This window comes from Rhizobium sp. BK289 (assembly GCF_014193575.1).
Classification (GTDB): Bacteria; Pseudomonadota; Alphaproteobacteria; order Rhizobiales; family Rhizobiaceae; genus Rhizobium; species Rhizobium tropici_C.
In genome coordinates, this window is record NZ_JACHZO010000014.1 from 128,302 (window position 1) to 147,078 (window position 18,777).

Annotated in this window: 18 protein-coding genes; 7 read left to right on the top strand and 11 right to left on the bottom strand. The window is 58.6% G+C overall.

The genetic code is table 11. The features are described 5' to 3' along the window. Positions 1-212: 212 nt before the first annotated feature. The 6 genes from FHT84_RS24135 to FHT84_RS24160 all read right to left on the bottom strand — a co-directional run bounded on the left by FHT84_RS24135 (position 213) and on the right by FHT84_RS24160 (position 8,355). Positions 213-2,057, bottom strand: coding sequence for an EAL domain-containing protein (locus tag FHT84_RS24135; protein WP_183764446.1), 1,845 nt, complete (start codon positions 2,055-2,057; stop codon positions 213-215). 338 nt (positions 2,058-2,395) lie between these two features. Next, positions 2,396-3,910 (bottom strand): ABC transporter substrate-binding protein, encoded by a 1,515-nt coding sequence (locus tag FHT84_RS24140; RefSeq protein ID WP_113249059.1) that lies wholly within the window; start codon positions 3,908-3,910, stop codon positions 2,396-2,398. Positions 3,911-3,929: 19 nt separating this feature from the next. Next, entirely contained in the window at positions 3,930-5,630 is a 1,701-nt protein-coding gene (locus FHT84_RS24145; protein WP_113248690.1) for an ABC transporter ATP-binding protein, read from the bottom strand. After that, positions 5,627-6,478 (bottom strand): ABC transporter permease, encoded by an 852-nt coding sequence (locus tag FHT84_RS24150; RefSeq protein ID WP_113248691.1) that lies wholly within the window; start codon positions 6,476-6,478, stop codon positions 5,627-5,629. Before FHT84_RS24150 ends, FHT84_RS24145 begins: the two co-directional genes overlap by 4 nt. Beyond that, positions 6,475-7,413, bottom strand: a complete 939-nt coding sequence (locus FHT84_RS24155) for an ABC transporter permease (protein WP_183764443.1) — start codon at positions 7,411-7,413, stop codon at positions 6,475-6,477. The genes FHT84_RS24150 and FHT84_RS24155 overlap by 4 nt, the downstream gene beginning before the upstream one ends. Before the next feature lie 51 nt (positions 7,414-7,464). Next, positions 7,465-8,355: a proline iminopeptidase-family hydrolase gene (locus FHT84_RS24160; RefSeq protein WP_113248693.1), complete on the bottom strand. Its 891-nt coding sequence runs from the start codon at positions 8,353-8,355 to the stop codon at positions 7,465-7,467. Between the two features lie 128 nt (positions 8,356-8,483). Here FHT84_RS24160 and FHT84_RS24165 point away from each other — a divergent pair, with 128 nt between their 5' ends. From FHT84_RS24165 to FHT84_RS24180, 4 genes are all read left to right on the top strand, one after another. Then, a complete protein-coding gene (locus FHT84_RS24165; protein WP_169645283.1) occupies positions 8,484-9,266 on the top strand; it encodes a LuxR family transcriptional regulator in 783 nt (260 codons plus the stop codon). Positions 9,267-9,320: 54 nt separating this feature from the next. Next, a complete protein-coding gene (locus FHT84_RS24170; protein ID WP_183764440.1) occupies positions 9,321-10,235 on the top strand; it encodes a proline iminopeptidase-family hydrolase in 915 nt (304 codons plus the stop codon). A gap of 170 nt (positions 10,236-10,405) precedes the next feature. After that, on the top strand, positions 10,406-10,714 hold the full coding sequence (locus FHT84_RS24175) for a type II toxin-antitoxin system RelB/DinJ family antitoxin (RefSeq protein ID WP_113248696.1): 309 nt from the start codon (positions 10,406-10,408) through the stop codon (positions 10,712-10,714). Further along, positions 10,711-11,004, top strand: coding sequence for a type II toxin-antitoxin system RelE/ParE family toxin (locus FHT84_RS24180; RefSeq protein ID WP_113248697.1), 294 nt, complete (start codon positions 10,711-10,713; stop codon positions 11,002-11,004). Before FHT84_RS24175 ends, FHT84_RS24180 begins: the two co-directional genes overlap by 4 nt. 278 nt (positions 11,005-11,282) lie before the next feature. Here FHT84_RS24180 and FHT84_RS24185 read toward each other — a convergent pair whose 3' ends face one another. The 5 genes from FHT84_RS24185 to FHT84_RS24205 all read right to left on the bottom strand — a co-directional run bounded on the left by FHT84_RS24185 (position 11,283) and on the right by FHT84_RS24205 (position 16,242). Then, on the bottom strand, positions 11,283-12,236 hold the full coding sequence (locus FHT84_RS24185) for a sulfonate ABC transporter substrate-binding protein (RefSeq protein ID WP_113248698.1): 954 nt from the start codon (positions 12,234-12,236) through the stop codon (positions 11,283-11,285). Positions 12,237-13,002: 766 nt separating this feature from the next. Further along, positions 13,003-13,713 carry a transporter substrate-binding domain-containing protein gene (locus FHT84_RS24190; protein WP_113248699.1) on the bottom strand — a complete coding sequence of 237 codons (711 nt, stop codon included), beginning with the start codon at positions 13,711-13,713 and terminating at the stop codon, positions 13,003-13,005. A gap of 60 nt (positions 13,714-13,773) precedes the next feature. After that, positions 13,774-14,538, bottom strand: a complete 765-nt coding sequence (gene hpaI / locus FHT84_RS24195; protein WP_113248700.1) for a 4-hydroxy-2-oxoheptanedioate aldolase — start codon at positions 14,536-14,538, stop codon at positions 13,774-13,776. 7 nt (positions 14,539-14,545) lie between these two features. Beyond that, positions 14,546-15,328, bottom strand: coding sequence for a 2-oxo-hept-4-ene-1,7-dioate hydratase (gene hpaH / locus FHT84_RS24200; protein ID WP_113248701.1), 783 nt, complete (start codon positions 15,326-15,328; stop codon positions 14,546-14,548). A 20-nt stretch (positions 15,329-15,348) separates the two neighbouring features. Then, on the bottom strand, positions 15,349-16,242 hold the full coding sequence (locus FHT84_RS24205; RefSeq protein ID WP_113248702.1) for a dioxygenase: 894 nt from the start codon (positions 16,240-16,242) through the stop codon (positions 15,349-15,351). Positions 16,243-16,494: 252 nt separating this feature from the next. Here FHT84_RS24205 and FHT84_RS24210 point away from each other — a divergent pair, with 252 nt between their 5' ends. The 3 genes from FHT84_RS24210 to FHT84_RS24220 are packed head-to-tail and all read left to right on the top strand — an operon-like array spanning position 16,495 to position 18,771. Next, positions 16,495-17,232 (top strand): GntR family transcriptional regulator, encoded by a 738-nt coding sequence (locus tag FHT84_RS24210; protein ID WP_113248703.1) that lies wholly within the window; start codon positions 16,495-16,497, stop codon positions 17,230-17,232. After that, complete coding sequence (locus FHT84_RS24215) at positions 17,232-18,053, top strand: sugar phosphate isomerase/epimerase (protein ID WP_113248704.1); 822 nt, start codon at positions 17,232-17,234, stop codon at positions 18,051-18,053. The genes FHT84_RS24210 and FHT84_RS24215 overlap by 1 nt, the downstream gene beginning before the upstream one ends. Before the next feature lie 49 nt (positions 18,054-18,102). Further along, the gene (locus FHT84_RS24220) at positions 18,103-18,771 is read left to right on the top strand and encodes an amino acid ABC transporter permease (protein WP_113248705.1); all 669 of its coding nucleotides are present in this window, start codon (positions 18,103-18,105) and stop codon (positions 18,769-18,771) included. The last annotated feature ends 6 nt before the right edge of the window (positions 18,772-18,777 follow it).

Genomic DNA, 18,777 nt, shown 5'->3' on the forward strand with positions numbered 1-18,777 from the left:
ATGAATCTCATCAAGAGCAAATCGTTCGCTGCTGTCGCAGAAAATTCATCCATTCACCGGGATGATGAGCGGCCAGGGGATGATTTGCTCGAAACGATCAGCGGGCAGGAAACACGGCTTGCAGATAGCCAGCCGAGATCATCGCCCGCATCGTGCGGCTCTATTTCCGTTCTCTTTGAGCCTGCGGAAGTCGAAGACTTGCTGGCGGTCTTTCAGCTGCCGAGCGCGCGTTGGTCGGTGATGTACCTTGCTCGCTTCGCCATCCCAGCCCGTAATCGCTCCGTGGTTTTATGACGGTCGGCGGCGCGACCGAACAAATACCCTTGTGCAAATGAACATCCCAAACGCGCGAGATTGCGTGCTTGTTTTGTAGTCTCTACACCTTCCGCGACTATCCGTACGCCGAGCCCGGTCGCCATATCAAGCAGAGCCTTGATTATGGTTTCGCCACGGTCATCCAATATTCGGTCTACAAAACTTTTATCGATCTTGATCACGTCCACGGGGAACTCGAGGAGGTGGGTCAGAGACGCGTAGCCCGTTCCGAAGTCATCCAAAGCTACAAGTAATCCTGCAGTGCGCAGTTCCTCGATTGCCTGAGCGACGTAGCGGTTCCTTTCATCCATGTAGACCGATTCAGTAACCTCGATCACGATAGATTTAAGGGGGACGTTGTGAGGAGAAAATATGCCTTTGACGCGCGCGCATAGATTTCTTTGGTCGAAATCCGCCATGGAGACATTCACGCTGACAAGTTGAGGCAGAATTGCCTCATCGAGCCAATATCTCACGTCACCGACAACCTGCTCCAGCATCCGCTCCGTCAACAGATATCCCATGGAAATATCCTGCAGCGCGTCCATGAACATACCACCCGAGATAATGTCTCCCTCTCTTGTGCGAACACAGCAAAGAGCTTCCAGGCCTACGATTTCTCGCGTATCCAGTCTGACGATCGGCTGATAGTGCGCCTCAATCCGATCTTCAGCCAATGCGCTTCTCACGGATTGCAGGGTCCGAAACCGCTGCATAAGGGCTGCGGCGAGGTCCTCTGTGTACAGACTGAAGCTTCCGCGCGCCGTCTGCTTGGCATGTTGCAGCGCCAGATTTGCCTGTTGCAGAAAAGTTGGCACGTCGGGGGGGCGGGACGCGTCCGATACCGCACCACCACAGCTCACGGAGATCGGAGTGTCGTGCTCTCCGGCCCAGTCTGATCGCTGCTCCATCGAGCGCAAAATTTCCCCGGAAATCCTCGAGAGCTCTGCATCCGGGTTTTCTTTAATGACGATCGCGAACTCATCCGCATCCACTCTGAAGACGGCCTCGGGCCCACAGATCGCTGCGATCATACGGGCGACCTTAATGATCAACTTGTCTCCAGCCGCATGGCCAAAGGCGTCGTTCAGCCGACCGAGATGATCGATATCCACCAACAGGATTGCTATGGGTCCGGCGGAACGATCCGCCACAGTCTCAAGCGTTCTCAGGAAGTTGGCGCGATTGCCAAGTCCGGTGAGCGGATCGAAATAGGCCAGACGTTGATTTTCGGCCTTTATATGCTCGCGCTCCAATACCAGCGAACAAAGATCGACGCATTCAGCGACAATCATTTGTTCCTCCTGGCTGGGTCCTCGATTCTGCTTATAGTAAAATCCAAAGGCTCCGAGCACGCGGCCATCGCTCTGGAGGATGGGGCTCGACCAACAAGCTCTGACGTCGTGCTCGCTTGCAAGAATATCGGCAAGCGCTCGATAGGGAACCCAAAGCGGATCGGAAAAAATATCCTTGACTGCAATCGGGCGACGCACAAAAGCAGCCGTGCCGCACGAGCCGACGCCTGGTCCGATTTTTATTCCATCGAGAGCGTCGCAGTAGTTCTTGGATATGCTGTTCCCGGCAAGCGGATGCAAAAAGCCGTGGTGGTCAACGGTGACAATCGAACAAAGCACACCGGGAACGAGTCGTTCGGCATGAGCGCAGATGTAGTTTCCGGCCTCCACGACCGAGGCTCCACGCGCCAACATATCCAAAATCTCCCTCTGAAGCTTTCCCGGCATCGTGGTTCCCGTCGATTTATCATCCTCTCCAAAAATCAGCTTTGTGAATGAAATTCAAATAGATCGATGCCTATGGGATCTCTTTCGAGAACTACGGTTTACCAATGCTTCCCAAAGCAGAGCGATGCAGGCCGAGTGTGTGCTATTGCCATTGTGGTGTGACACGGCAACGCTGCTGCGCCTGTAGCCAAGATGCTTTTCTGCGCGACTTTGTTGGAATTAAAAGTCGAGGATCACCAGGTGAAACATGTATTTGGCACCCCGAAGCAACACCAATCGCGCACAAAAAGTGCTCCGCTGCCTTTCGACAGCGGAGCTTGGGATTCGACGTTGAGATGTCAATTCTTGACGGTGTCCTCCAGGAAGAAGCGGCCGAGCGGATTCTGATGGAAGTTATCGATGTTCTTGCGCGCGACGTTGATATAAGGGCTGTAGTAGAGATCGATCCAGTTGACGTCGTCCTTCGCCATCTTCTGCAAGTCGATATACATCTGCTCGCGCTTCTTCGGGTCCAGCTCCTGCCGCGCTTTGGCGACGAGATCCTTTACCGCATCATTCTTATAGTTGGTCATATAGTTGTTGTTGGAATCGTGACCGAGGACGAAGGTCGTCTTCTGGTCTGGGTCGAGGATATCGTTGGTCCAGTAGTTGACCGAGATGTCATAGTCGCCAGCAACGGTCATGTCCCATTCCTGGCTGGGATCCACCTTCTGCAACTTGGCTGTAATGCCGGCCTTGGCGAGCTGCTGCTGCACCAGGACCGCCGTCTGCTCATCCACTTCATCGCCAGCGCGGATGAGGTAATTCAGCGTCAGGTCGGAAACGCCGGCTGCCGAAAGCATCTGCTTGGCCTTTTCCGGATCGTAGGGGCGTTGCGGATTATCCGCATAGTAATACAAGGCGCCCTTTGGAATGTAGGAATTGGCGACCGTACCCTGATGGAAGGTAACGGCATCGACGATCGCCTTCTTGTCGATTGCCATGTCGAGGGCTTGGCGGACTTCCTTCTTGCCGAGGTCGCCATGGGCATGGTTGATCAGCAGATGATCCTCACGCGTGGAAGGATCGATCAGCACGCTGAGGTTTGGATCCTTTTTCAGCTCTTCGACGCGCGAGAACGGTACGAAAATGGCGGCGTCCAGCTGGCCGGCCTGCACGTTCAGCATGCGGGTATTGTCGTCCGGTACCGAGATCCATTCGACGCCGTCGAGCTTGACGCGGTCGGCCTGCCAGAAATTCGGGTTCTTCTTCAGGATGATGCGATCGCCGCGGCGCCACTCCTCGACGGAGAAGGCGCCCGAGCCGATCGGCTTTTCCGCATAGGCATCCGGCCCCATCGATTCCATCCCGGCCTTCGAGATGACCGATGCGTTCGGCAACGCCAGCGTCGACAGGAAAGGCGCCGATGCATGCTTGAGCTTGATCGTCAGCGTGTGCGGATCAGTCGCGACGGCGGTATCGATCACCTTGTATGAGTCGCTCCAGAGCGATGCCTTGTCGTCGCGGATACGCAGCAGGCTGAAAGCTGCATCATCAGCCGTCAGCGGCGAGCCATCGGAAAATTTCGCGTCGCGAATCTTGAAGACATAGGTCAAGCCGTCATCCGAGGTCGTCCAGCTCTCCGCAAGACCCGGCTCCAGCTTCGTGCCCGTCTTGTCGACGCGCACCAGCACGTCGTAAACGTTGGAGAACACCCAGTTGTCGATATTCTGCGCCGTCTTGATCGGATCGAACGTCGTCGAATCCTCACGGCGGCCGATGGTCAGCACGCCGGCGGCTTCGGCATAGCTCGCACTCAGCGTCAGGCCGGCCAGGATGGCGGCAAGCCCGATTGTCTTCCATTTGTTGATCATGAATTCGTTCCCTTCGTTGTTATCGCATGCGTTTGGCTGATTGGGTCTGCCCTGCGGCTGCCGCATCGCGTTCGCCGTGCAAGGGCTTGTCCGGATCGATATCGGGAATGGCTGCAATGAGCGCTGCGGTATAGGCATGCTTCGGGCGAGAGAAGATCTCCTGCGAGCGGCCTTCCTCGACGATCTCGCCGCGATACATAACCACGGTCCGCTCACAGAGATCGCGGACGATCGCGAGGTCATGAGCGATGAAGATCAAGGTCAGGTTCATCCGGCGCGTCAGTTCACGGAAGAGATCGATGATCTGCGCCTGGATGGTGACATCGAGCGCTGCGACGCATTCGTCAGCGATGATGAGCTTCGGATTGACTGCAAGCGCCCTTGCAATGCCGGCGCGCTGGCATTGGCCACCGCTCATGCTGCGCGGCTTTCGATCGGCGAATTCGCGTTCAAGCCCGACGAGATCGAGCAACTCGCCGATGCGTGCGGGAATGTCTGCCTTCGCGACCTTGCCATGGACTTTCAGCACTTCGGCAAGCGTCTGGCCGATCGTCAGCCGAGGGTTCAGCGCGTTGAACGGGTCCTGGAAGACCATGGCGGTTTCGCGCCGGAGCTTTGCGAGGCCAGCGCTCTTCTGCTGAGTGAGGTCGACACCGTCGAAGGTGACATGGCCGGAGGAGATCGGGGTGAGGCCGAGAACGGCGCGGGCAAGCGTGCTCTTGCCGCTGCCGGATTCGCCGACAATGCCGATGGTTTCGCCAGGCTTAACCTGCAGGCTGACGCCGGAAACAGCGCTGACCGTCTTTGCGCCGCTGCCCCTATAGAAACCGCCGCCGACCCTGAAGTCGACACACAGGTCATCGATTTCGAGCAGCGGCTTGGCTGACGTTTTCGGCCTGGCTGGCTCCGATTGCGTTGCAGCTTCGTCGGGCAGGGAAGGATGGCTGTTGATCAGATCGATCGTATAGGGATTTTCAGGCCGGCTGAGGATCGTCCTTTTGGGACCCTGTTCGAGCAACCGGCCGCTGCGCATGACGGCGATCCTGTCGCACGTCTGGGCGACGATGCCGAGATCATGGGTAATGAGGATGATCGAAAGCCCGCGCTTGTCGCGAATGTCGATCAGGAGCCGCAGGATCTGCGCCTGGATGGTGACATCGAGCGCCGTCGTCGGCTCGTCGGCGATCAGGATATTAGGGCTGCAGGAGAGTGCGACACCGATCATGGCACGCTGGCGCATCCCGCCGGAAAACTCGTGCGGATAGCTGTCATACTGTCTTTTGGGATCAGGAAAGCCGACCTGCTCAAGGATCTCGGTCGCGGCTGTGCGCACCTCGCGTGCCTTGAGACCTTGATGGTAGCGGATGCCTTCGGCGATCTGGTCGCCGATGCGCATGACGGGATCGAGATGGCTTGTCGGATTCTGGAAGATCATGCCGATCTCGCCGCCACGCACCCCAAGCATCTCGGCATCGCTGATTTCCGTGAGTTCCCGTCCTTCGAGACGGATGGAACCGCTGTCGATTTTCAGAAGCGATGAGGGCAGCAGCCGCACCAGCGAACGGCACAGGAGGCTCTTGCCCGAGCCGCTCTCGCCGACAAGGCCAAGTATCTCGCCCCTGCCAAGATCGAGCGAGACGCCGTCGATCAGCGTGCGGGCGCCGTTGTCGAGACGGGCCTTGACCACGAGGTCGCGGACGGAGAGGACGGGCTCGCTCATTCATGCACTCCGAGCAGTTCGCCGAGCGCATCGCCCAGCATACTGAAGCCGAAGGCGAGGCACACGATGGAAAGGCCGGGAAACAGCGTGATCCACCAGGCCGTGGTGATGAAGCTTTGGCCTTCCGCCACCATGACGCCCCATTCGGCAAGCGGTGGCTGAACGCCGAGGCCGAGATAGCTGACGGCTGCACCGCTCAGCAGCACCAGCACGGCATCCGACATGGAAAAGACGATCGAGCCTGCAATGGCGTTCGGCAGCAGGTGGCGGAACATGATCCTGGGCCGGCTGAAGCCGAGGCTAACGGCGGCGACGGCATAATCGCTGCCTTTCAGCACCAGCATCTGCGCGCGGATCAGGCGCGCGTAGGAGACCCAGCCGACCAAGGCCATGGCTATATAGAAGCTGCTCAGCCCCGGCCCCAGAATGGCGATGATCGACAGCATCAGCACCAGGAACGGGAAGGCGAGGATGATATCGACGATGCGCATGAAGAGCGCGTCGACAATGCCGCCGAAGAAGCCGGCGATGGTGCCGACCGTAGTGCCGATCAGAAACGGGAAGAGCACGCCGATGACGGCGATCTGCAGATCGATGCGCGTACCCCAGATGACGCGCGAAAGAATGTCTCGTCCGAAATTATCCGTGCCGAACAGATGCAGGAACGACGGCGCCTGCAGGCGCATGTCGGCATTCTGGAAGATCGGGTCATAGGGCGCGACAAGTGGCGCCAAGATTGCCAGAAGAAGGAAAAACAGAAGGATGCCGCCGCCGAGCGTCAGCGTCAGGTGCTTCCCCAAAAACCTGTTCCAGCCAGGGGAGGCCGTCGCTGTCGTGTCGATGCTCATAGCTTCACCCGCGGATCGACGGCGACCGTGACGATATCGGCGAGGAAGTTGACCAGCACCGTGGCGCAGGCAAATACCATCGCAACACCCTCGACGACCATGTAATCGCGCGAGAAGATGGCGCGCACCAGCAATTGGCCCATGCCGGGCAAGGCAAAGACGCTCTCGACGACGACCGTGCCGCCGATCAGCCAGCCGATATTGACGGCGAGCAGGTTGATCGTCGGCACCAGCGAGTTCGGCACGACATGCCGCCAGAAGACGATGCCTTCCGGCATGCCGCGGGCACGGGCCGCCGTCGCCACATCCGATTTCAGCGCTTCGATCATTGCTGCCCGCAGGCTGCGGGTGAGCACGGTCGAAAGCGACAGCGCAACCGTCAGGGCCGGCAGGATGAGATGGGCGATCTTCTCGCCGATGGTGGAGCCATAGCCCGAGACCGGCAGCATCCCGAGTTGGACGCTGAACAGGATGATTAGCATCAGCCCCAGCCAGAAGGGCGGAAAGCCGATGCCGAAAGTCGAGACGACGCGCACGATGTGATCCGGTGCGCGGCCGACATTGCGCGCGGCAATCGCCGACATCGGCACGGCAATCAGGATCGACAGGATGACGCTCGAGACGACCAGCGCGACGGTCGGCTCGATCCGGGTCGAAATCAGCGGCAGCACGTCGATCTTGTAGAGGATCGATTTGCCCATCTCGCCATTGCCGAGATTCTTGATGAAATAGAAATATTGCAGCCACATCGGCTGATCGAGGCCGTATTGCGCGCGAATGCTGGCAAGTGCGACCGGGGTGGCGCGCGTGCCGAGGATATTGCGCGCGGGATCGCCGGGAATGAGGCGGACCAGAACGAAGGTGATGACGCTGATGCCGAAAAGGACAGGCAGGAACTGCAGCGGTCGCGTCAATACGAATTTATAGCGATGCATAGCGGCGATCGCCCCCTTGTCGTCGATGGGATTGGATCACCTTAGCTTGCATCAGCTTGCCCTATGCCGCGACAGGAAGTCGAGAAGTGCCGGATAGTAGTCCTGCGGGTTCTCATAGAAAGGCATGTGGCTGGCGTTGGCGAAGACCTTGAGTTCGGCATCCTTCAAGGCAAGTTTCATCCTGAGCGCACAGGCCGGCGTCAACTCGTCATGTTCGCCCGCGGTGATCAGCACCGGCATCGTAAGCTGCGGAAGGTCCGGAATGCGGTTCCAATCCTTGAGATTGCCGATATAGAGAAATTCGTTCGGCCCTTGCATGGTCTCATAGGGACCCATGTTCCAATCGTCGAGCGAACGGCGGACAGGTGCCGGCCATTCCGGCAGGCGGCAGACATGGCGGTAGTTGAGGATGGTGACGGCGGCGAGATATTCGGGGTGATTATAGGTGCCCTGTGCCTCGTGCTTTTGCATCATGGCGACCGTTTCCGGCCCGAGTGCCGCGCGCAGCCGCTCCAGTTCGGAAATCAGATGCGGCATGTCGGCGACGGTATCTTCGAGGATCAGCGTCTTGAGGTTCTCGGGATAGGTCAGCGCGTAGTCGATTGCCAGCCAGCCGCCCCAGGAGTGACCGAGCATGTGGACTTTACCGAGACCGAGTGCCTTGCGGACGGTTTCAGTCTCCTCCACGTAACGGCCGATGGTCCATAAACCCTTGTCGGCCGGGCGGTCTGAGGCGCCGGTGCCGAGCTGGTCGAAGGCAACGACCCTGTATCCCCTATCGATCAGGCAGGAGTGTGCCTCGCGCAGATAGTCGCAGGGCAGGCCAGGGCCGCCGTTCAGGCAGAAGACCGTTTCCGGTCCGCTGCCAAAGCTGTAGGCGACCACCTTGTAGCCATCGACCTCGACGACATGCCGCGCCTCGGGCTCAATTTCACGCCACATTGACAACTCCGGCGAAAGATTCTGCTTGCTCAATATTTGAGCATGGCTAAATTTTTACCTTAAACCGCGCTCGGCACCAGCTATAAGAAGTGATAGGTTGGGGCGCAGGCACAGACGGGAACCGCTGCATGTTCGATCAAATCGGAACCATCAGGCGCCAATTCACGGCGCATCAGACGCTGGACGGCCGCATCGACCATATCTTCGAGGGCATGAAGGCAATCGGGTTCGAGGCCTTGATCTACGACTATTCGCCGGTGCCCTATGACCTCGACGGCAAGATCATGATCCCTTCGCTTCTGAAGCTCAGGAACATCTCCGACGACATGTATGAATACTGGTTCGATCGCGGCTATTTCCGCATTGATCCCGTGCAGCAGGTGGCGCTACGCACTTCGGCGCCGTTCTTCTGGAATTATGATCCCGATGCCGATACGCTGATCAAGCGTTTCATGAGCGAGGATACGGTTCCCGTTGCGCGCTACCTGAGCGAGCGCGACATGTCGACAGGCGTCACCGTGCCGGTGCACATGCCGCGCGGCGACTATGCGACGGTCACCGGAATTCGCTTCGGTGCCAACAAGGAGTTCGAGCGCGATGCCCTGCGCTACATTGCCGATTTCAACCTGCTGGCGCATGTCTTTCACGAGACGGCCTATTCGCTCTTCGATACCGCAGCGCTGAGCGTCGGCAAGATCCGGCTGACGGAGCGCGAGAGGGAGTGCTTGCGCTATTCCGCCGAGGGCTATTCCGCCAAGGAGATTTCCCGCATCATCGATCGCTCGGTGCCGACGGTCGTCATGCATTTGAACGCCGCGGCAAAGAAGCTGGGCGCCAAGAACCGCACGCAGGCGGTCGTCCGCGCCACGCATTATCGGCTGCTGGAAGCGCAACCATCCTATAACTTCTGATAGCTGCCGCACCCGTTTCGGTCGCGTTATGGTCTGCTCCGTCGAAGCCTGGAGATGGAGAGACACGTGGCCGCAACCCCGACGCAGGAAGCCTTTCTGCCCTTTCGCGAATACCGGACATGGTACCGCATCACCGGATCGCTCGATTCCGGCAGGCTGCCGCTCGTCGTCGCCCATGGCGGGCCGGGCTGCACTCATGACTATGTCGACAGCTTCAAAGGCATTGCCGAAATCGATGGCCGCGCCGTCGTCCACTATGATCAACTCGGCAACGGCAAGTCCACGCGCCTGCTCGACAAGGGTCCCGACTTCTGGACGCCGGCGCTTTTCCTGGATGAGCTGGATACACTGCTGAAGCATCTCGGCATTCAGGATCGCTACGCCTTTCTCGGTCAGTCCTGGGGCGGCATGCTGGGTGCCGAACATGCGGTGCGTCGACCGAAGGGGCTGAAGGCGCTGGTGATCGCCAATTCGCCGGCCAACATGCACACCTGGGTCGCGGAAGCGAACCGTCTTCGCGAGGAGCTGCCGCAGGAGGTGCAGGACACGCTGCTAAGGCACGAACGGGCCGGCACGATCACCGATCCGGAATATATCGCCGCCTCCCGCGTCTTCTACGATCGCCATGTCTGTCGCGTCGTGCCCTGGCCGGAGGAGGTTGCCCGCACATTCGCCACCATGGACGAAGACAATACCGTTTACCGCAACATGAACGGCCCGACGGAGTTTCACGTCATCGGCACGATGAAGGATTGGACGATCGAAGACAGGCTTGCCCTCATCGAGGCGCCGACCTTGCTGATCTCGGGCAAATATGACGAGGCGACGCCGCTGGTGGTCAAGCCCTATGTCGATGGCGTAAGGGGTTGCGAGTGGGTGCTCTTTGAAAATTCAAGCCATATGCCGCATGTCGAAGAGAAGGATCTTTGCCTGAAGACGGTTTCAAGTTTCCTGGAGCGGCATGATTGACGATCCAATCTTCACGGCGGCTCGGACGAATAAGAGCTGCCCATCCCCTGCAACTATCGCGCCAAGCGTTTAGGCCGCAGACAACGTAACAACGCCCCGTGAGGGTCCAAACCTCGCTATGGATTTTGTCATTCAAATGCATTACATTTTTGTTGAATGTGGAGATAACCATGGCTGCAAACGCACTTGTCCAAACACGCATCGATGCTGACGTTCGGGATCGAGCCTCCGCCGTCCTTGAGAGCATGGGGCTAACGGTATCGGACGCGGTGCGCATCCTACTCACCCGGACGGCTAATGAAGGTGCGTTGCCACTTGAACTCTTTTCGGGCAGCGAAGCTCACGACAGTTGGTTTCGCACAAAGGTGCTGGAAGCGCTGAACGACACTCGTCGTGACATTTCGGATGATGAGGTCGAGGCACATTTCGCTGAGCGCCGATCGACCGCGCGTCTCAAAGTGGACGCCCGCAAATCGTGAAGCTGACGCGGTCTGCGTTCGCTCTATTGGATCGCGACGCCATATTCACATATATAGAGGCAGATAATCCTTCAGCCGCTGTCATGATCGACGAAAGGATGATGGCTGCCACTCGCCGCTTGATCGACTTTCCCGCAAGCGGCCGGATTGGAAGAATTGCAGAGACGCGCGAACTGGTGATCAACGGAACGCCCTATATCGCGGCATATGTCATTACGGAGACTGCAGTTCGTGTCCTTCGCGTCCTTCATGGCTCGCAGGAATGGCCGGAGACTTTGCCCAGTGGCTGAGTTTAGACCGAGGCTTGCTGACCTCTACGTCCTCAGCGGATTGCCGGCTTCATCCCAAACTACAACAGTTGGCGCCATCAATGAGATTGCGGCGGGTAAAAGGATTCCACGAAATTAAAAGGATCCGTATGAATTGGTGCGAAACGCGCAATCGGTCCTTTTCAGATGGAAATCAACACAGCGTAATGCCGCAGAGCGAGAGATGGCTTGCTTGAACGTCAAGCGAGACGGCGACCAACCTTCTCGCTTGAACGACTATCGGGGCCTTGAAGACGGCGCTATGCCTTGTTCCTGCGTACAGCGTCTGCGACCGTCACCTTCTTGGGGATGAGCTTGAGTTCGAAAAAGGCGTCAGCGATGGCTTGCTGTTGTGCCACGACGGACTCGTCGAGGCTGCTGATGCCATAGGATTGACGCTCCAGCGCTTTCACGAGGACAGGTTGCGGGATGCCGACCGACGGGGATAGTTCCGCGGCAGCCGCCGCGGTGTCGGACTTGGTCCATGCGTCAATCTCGGAAATAGCCTCGATCAGGACGTCAACGGCCCCGGCGTGATTGTCGACCAGCGCGTTGGTGCCGAGATAGAACTGGTGATTGGGAACGATGCCCTCACCGTTTCTAAGCTCTCGCGCCTCAAGCGCCACTTCCGCCGCTGCTTGAAAGGGATCCCATATGACCCATGCATCGACTGCGCCCCTTTCGAAGGCCGCGCGGCCGTCTGCTGGTGCGAGAAAGGATGGCTCCACGTCCTTATAGGTCAAGCCAGCTTCTTCAAGGGCTTTCACGAGCAGATAGTGCACGTTCGATCCTTTGTTGAGGGCGACTTTCTTACCCTTCAAGTCTGCAACGGACTTTATGGGGCTATCTTTCTGGACAAGAATGGCTTCGCCTCGCGGGGCAGGCGGCTCATGCGCAATGTAGACGAGCGGAGCGTTCGCGGCCTGGGCGAAAATCGGCGGAGTTTCGCCGGTCGATCCGAAATCGACAGCACCCGCATTCAGCGCTTCAAGGAGCTGGGGACCGCCAGGAAACTCTGCCCATTCAACCTTGTAGTTGATCGCTCCGAGTTTCTTTTCCAGCGTTCCTTTGCCCTTGAGAAGCACCAGTGTTCCATATTTTTGATAGCCGATACGCAGGACCTTGTCAGCCGCGTTCGCCATTCGAATATCCACCAGCGGTGCCGCGATTGCACCGGCCACGACCGCAGTGAAAGCTCGTCTTGTGATCTTCATCATGCTCTCCGAAACAAGGTTACGCCAAACTAGAGTATCCTTATCTTTTTTCTAGAAAGTGTGTGCTCCGGCGTGCGCTTCTCTGGGATTCACTTTTCTATTCCGTCGCGATGGTAGGCAAAAGAAATGCGTCTCATGCCGTGCTTGATGACCGCCGGTGGGGCCACTCTCTGTCGCGCAATGCCTAGGGAGTATCGGGACGGCGCTATCTCTTACCAACGGACGCGGTCATCCAAATGCCGGAGAACTTGCGTGGCCAGGCGACGGGAGCCTTCCGTCAGGCGGTCCGAACAGCCCCTAGTTTTCGCCCGATGTGAAATCGCATAACATCTCTCTTCGTTACAGATGGTCAAAGGGAGCATTAGGGATGTCCATGCCGCCGATCTATTATGGGTTCACGAGGGCGGTTGCCTTAGGTGTTATGATTATTGTTCCCGCCGTTTTCTGTGCTTCCTGCTCGACGATCGGCGGAACCGGCGGGCAATCCGGTCGTGCGGCCTTGAGCAAGTCGGCAGATCCCGCCAAAGACAAGGCGGCCGACCGTCGGCGATGGGCAGAGAGAGTCCAGCGGGACAACCAGTTAGCACCAAGCGGGTCGGCAACGGGTTCCTATGGCTCTTCCCGTCCTCTCCTTACCTGGTAAGTGATAGACTGGCGAACTGCTCTGCCTCAGGCCTTATGGAAGGGATTCGGCTTAAGCCGGCTCGGATAGGTGCCTTCTTTCCTTAGGACGAGCGAAATTGGCGTTACGCATCTACGGCAGGCCTCAGGGAAGTCCTTCACTGATGCTGCCTTTTTCTCCCCCGATATCCGCGCCGCCGAGCCGCCGCACGAAGTCAGCGAAGAAGTGCGAGGCACTAGTGGCCCGTTTGCGCACCGCGATTGTCTGGGGAATTCGCGAAAATACCCCATCTACCACCCGGAAGCCTTTCGTCCGCTCCGAGGCATTGAAGAGGAATTCGGTCAGTCCGGCCGCCGCGTCGCATTCTCGGTTGGCGAGAAAATCGAGGGCGGCCGCGGGGCTGTCGACATGCAGTACCGTGGCTCGCTTGAGTATTCGCTCAAGCTGCTTTGTATAGGCTGCGCTACGCGCGGAAGCGATGCGAATTCCCTTGGAATCGAGCTCGTCCGCCGTTCGGCAGGGTGACGCCACTGGAACCAGATAGGTGGCCTCGACCGAGATGTAGGGAGGCGAGAAGCTGAAGCGATCGGTTCTCGATGGGTCAGACGCGATGAAGGCGATGTCCCACTCGTCGCCGTCCGCGGCGGAAAGAATATCTGCGGCCGATCCGTATGGTATCAGCGAAAGCTCGCGATCAAGTTCGTGGGCGATCCTACCCGCAATTTCCGCACTAGGGCCTACTAAGGCGCCTGCGTTTTCATCCCAGCGAATCAAAGCTGCGTTCGACATATTAACCGCAGCTCTAATGGTTCCAGTCGGCGCTATCTCCGACCGAACCTGTTCCAAAGCGAACATGCTATGTCTCCCTAGAGCGTGATGCCGAAAGTGTAGGCGGTTTTCGCACGACATCCGGCTCTAGCGCGAAAACCTGGACGCAAGTGCTTCCGATCCTCTGGCAAGGAGGGCAACATCGACGCCGACTGCCGTGAACAGCGTTCCCTGCGAAATGCAGCGAGCCGCAAACTTCTCGTCAGGCGTCAGGATGCCCGACGGCTTACCGACGGCTTTCAAGCGCTCGATCGCATTCTCGATTGCCGAAACTACCTCGGGATGTCCCGGTTGGCCGGGATAGCCGAGGCTGGCGGCGAGGTCCGCCGGACCGATGAAGATCCCGTCTACTCCGTCGACCCCTGCAATGGCTTCAAGCTGATCGAGCGCCTCTCGTGTCTCGATCTGCAGCAAGAGGCAGATCTCCTGTTCGGCGGTCTGCGCGTAGTTCGGCACGCGCCCGAAACGGGTGGCGCGGGTGAGGGCGGAGACGCCGCGAATGCCTCGCGGTGCGTAGCGCGCGGCGGCCACGGCCGCCTTCGCCTCCTGTTCATTCTGCACATAGGGAATGAGAAGCGTCTGGGCACCGATATCCAGAAAGCGCTTGATCAATACGGGGTCGTTGAAGGCCGGGCGCACCACCGGGGCGACGTCGTATGGCGCGACCGCCTGCAGCTGTGGAAGCACAGTGAGGACATCGCTGGGAGAATGCTCGGTATCGAAAAGCAACCAGTCGAAACCGGATGGTGCGACGATTTCCGCTGCATAGCTGCCCGGGAGGCCACACCACAATCCGATCTGACTTTGACCGGCCAGGAGTTTTCGCTTGAACCTGTTGACGGGGAGTTCCATTAGATCCTCACACGAACGAGACGCCGATTGAGCCGACGGGGCCGTAGTCGGCCTGGATCACGTCGCCTCGGGCTATATCCACCGGGCGGGTGAAGGAGCCGGCCAGCACGATCTGCCCCTTTTTCAAACCGGCGCCCACCGCATGGAGCTTGTTTACCAACCACGCGATCCCGGCTGCCGGATGGCCCATGATCGCTGCAGAAACACCGGATTCCTCGATGATGCCGTTCTTCGAGAGGGTGGCTCCCACCCAGCGGATGTCGATGTCCATCGGTCGAATGATGCGACCTCCTACAATGATCGCCCCAAAAGCGGCATTGTCGGCGATCGTGTCGGTGATCGCCCTCGGAACCTCGGTGCGATAGTCGATGATCTCGAGAGCCGGGACGACGAATTCAGTCGCCCTCATCACGTCGTAGATCCGCGTACCGGGGCCTTCGAGATCCTCGCCCATCACAAAAGCGAGCTCGACTTCGAGGCGGGGCTTGATAAAGAGGTCCGCCTTGATCTGCGCTCCGTCGTTGTAGAGGGCGTCGTCGAGGATGACGCCATAGTCGGGCTCGGTCATCTTGGATGCCATCTGCATCGCGCGCGACGTAAGGCCGATCTTGTGACCGACGACCCGAGCACCCCTAGCAGTCCGAGCCTCCGCCCAGAGCGCTTGAATTTTATAGGCATCTTCAAGCTCCAGACCGGGGTAGGTCTTGCTCGGTTGAACGATTGGCTTGCGCTCGGTTTCCGCCTTCAGAAGGGCGTTGGCCGCCTCTCGGCGTTCCTGTTCTGTGATCATCGGTTCGGCTCTGTCGTTGGTCATTTGATGGGTGGACGCGGCAGCACGGCTTCGCCGGGCTCCATGACGTAAGTGTAGTCGAGTGAGAACCAGGGGCCGTAGACGCCCGGCTCGGACGGATGCGGTTCGTCATGGCGGACGAAGTCGCCAGTCAGGGCTGCCGTCACTCCAAACTGAACGTCGGAATCGATGTGCGGATCGCTTGGATCGAAGACCTGGGAAATCAGCGTCTTGTATCCCTGCTTGAAGATCAGGGCGTGAAGATGCGCTGGTCGGTACGGGTGACGTCCCTGCGCCTTTAGCAATCGGCCGACGACGCCGTCGACCGGGATCGGGTATCCGACCATCTTCACGGTGCTGAACCAGAAGCGGCCGTCGGCATCCGTGGTGAACTTGCCCCGAAGATTCATCTCAGCCTGATCGGGATCCTGATTTTCATAGAGCCCAACGGGAGAAGCATGCCAGACGTCGACCTCCGCACCCGCGATCGGCCTGCCGTCCCGGTCTATTACCCTGGCGCGGACATAGAGTGGCGTGCCCGGCGTGTCGGAGCGGATGATCGTACCGCCGTTTTCGACACGGGGAGAGTTCAGGCGCCAGAACGGGCCGAGAAGAGACTGCGACGTCTCCGTCTGGCCACCGTCGCCGTTGTTCAAAAGGCAAACCAGCGAGGATACGCCGAGAGATCCGGCCATGAGAACAAACTCGTTGTGGCTGTCCGTCTGCAGTTGTCCGATCTCGTTGAGTATCGCCGTAGCTTCGCGGAACTCGACTTCGGACAATCTTACCTCCCGCACGAATGCATGGAGATGCTTTACCATTGCGACGAGGATTTCTCGCAGACGTGGATCCTCGGTTTTGTTCATCGCCGCGAGGACGGCAGGCGTCAACTCGCTTTCGGTTTTTATGGCCATAGGGCTACCTCCCAATGGCTCTGACTATTTAGAATAATCGATTATCTGTCAATGAATGTTACGACGGCTTTTCCCTTCGAATGAGGAGGAATTGGCTGGACATGATATTAAATATCTGAAAATACTTACTTAAATTCACTAAATATACGGATCGCAGCTGCCATAACGGCCCTGATTACGTTTTTCGTTGACACAAATAATCGTTTATCATATCGATCATCGACAGTTGATCGAAATTGCCAGGGAGCAGGGATGAGCTCGAGCGACGACAGCGCCTCTGTGCCACTGACAGACGAGGAGACGGGGTCCGCGGGTTTTGCCGATGATGGCAAGAACACCATCGGAAGCCAATTGGCGTCGCGGCTGCGCGAGGCGATCATCTCTGGCGAGCTGGAGGCCGGCAGCAAGATCAATCTCGACAAGGCGCGCCGTACGTTCAATGTCAGTTTAAGCCCTCTGAGGGAGGGGCTTGCACGCCTGATTTCCGACGGCCTGGTGGAGTTTCAGGACAACCGTGGCTATCGCGTAGCGCCGATCTCGCTGGCGAATCTGGAAGAAATCACGACGCTGCGCGAAGAGCTCGAAGTCTTCGCGCTGCGGGAATCCATGCGCATCGGCGATGTCGAGTGGGAGGGCAATATAATGCGCTCGCTCCATCGCCTGAACCGCACGGAACGAGATGCCTCACGGCCGGAGACGCTAGAGCAATGGGAAACGCTTCACCGGGAATTCCATCTCACGCTCATTTCCGGTTGCGGCAAGCCGCTTCTGTTGCATTTCTGCGGCCTCTTGCTCAACCTGAACGACCGATATCGCCGGGTCTTCCTCATCAGGACTTCCGGCGACCGGAACGTCGGACAGGAGCACAGCGAGATCGCGCAAGGAGCGGTCGCGCGGGATATGGAATACGCCTGCGAGAAACTGCGACAGCACATCCACCGCACGGGGACGAACCTTCGAAACCACCTCGCGACGAAAGGGATCGTGTGATGGTGGCGTCTGGATCAAGATCGGAACAGAAGATTGGCGTTGCGCACTTCTCCGCCATCTCCCTGATGCCGAGCGATTTTGCGAAGGCCGCGGCGGCGGCGGGCTTCTCCAGGATTGGACTGAGGCTGAATCCCGCGTTTCCTGGAGCGCCCTACTACGAGCTGCCGGTCGGCGGTCGCGCTGCGGAAGAGTTGAAAGCCGTATTGCGCGGTGAAGCGCTCGAGGTCTTCGATATCGAGTTCTTTGTCATCGATCCCTCGTTCAACGCCTCGTCTCTGGAACCCATAGTGGCTGTGGCTGCCAACATCGGAGCCAAGCGTCTGAGCGTGTGTGGCGACGATCCGGAACAGAGCAGGCTGCAGTCGAACTTCACCGAATTCTGCGGCCTTGCAAGCGGCTATGGATTGGCTGTTGATATCGAGAACATGGGTTGGCGGACGGTCCGAAGCTTCGCTGACAGCGTCAATCTCCTGAAATCGAGCGGCGCGCCCAATGCCGGCGCACTCGTTGATGGAGTGCATTTCTTCAGGAACGGCGGAACGTTGACGTCGCTGCGCGCCGAGATCGACAGGGTCAAGCACGTCCAGTTGTGCGACGTCGCCGGACCCGCTCCGAGCACCCCCGAGGCCATGATCGCGGAGGCCCGAGGCAAGCGCCTTGCTCCCGGCGAGGGCGAATTGCCGTTGGGTGAACTGGTTGAAATAGCCGACGGGGCCGCATCGATCTCGGTCGAAGTACCTCTTTCAGGCTCGGCAGACGCGGAGGAGCATTTGAAACGCCTGTTCGAAGGAGCCTTACGAGTATTTAAGCCGGATCAGTGATCCCGGCGCCGGCGAGGCGAAAGCCGCGCCGAGTGGAGGAGGCCAATATATGGGTTACAAGTTTGATTTTGGCGCGGTCTTCGACCGCGCCCCGGAATTGTTTTGGGGTTCGCTTGGAACGCTGGGTCTCGCCTTCGCGGGGATGCTGCTCGCTCTCGTGATCGGAATCTTGGGCGTTGCAGCAAGAACCTCGAAGGACGCGTGGGTTCGTGCTCCCGTGATCGCGTTCGTCGAAGTCGTCCGCAACACGCCGTTCCTTGTGCAGATCTTCTTTATCTACTTCGCCCTTCCGCTGATGGGCATCCGCCTGAACCCGACGGTCACCGCGATCATCGCGCTGGGGATCAACGGAGGCGCCTACGCCATCGAGATCATCCGCGGCGGCGTTGAGAGCATCAACAAGGGACAGATCGAAGCTGGTTTTGCGCTCGGGCTGCACAAGGCCGACGTCTTCCGGCTCATCGTTCTCAAGCCGGCACTGCGAGCAATCTACCCGTCTTTGACGAGCCAATTCGTGATGCTGACCTTGACCACGTCGGTGTGCACCTCGATCGCCGCATATGAGCTGACATCCGCGGCGCAACGCATCGAGTCAGATACGTTCCGAAGCTTCGAAGTCTACTTCACCGTGACCGGAATGTACCTGGTGATCTCGAGCCTGATGATGGGAATCTTCGCCCTGATCTCCCGTTCCTATTTCAATTATCCGACTCGATAGGAGGCG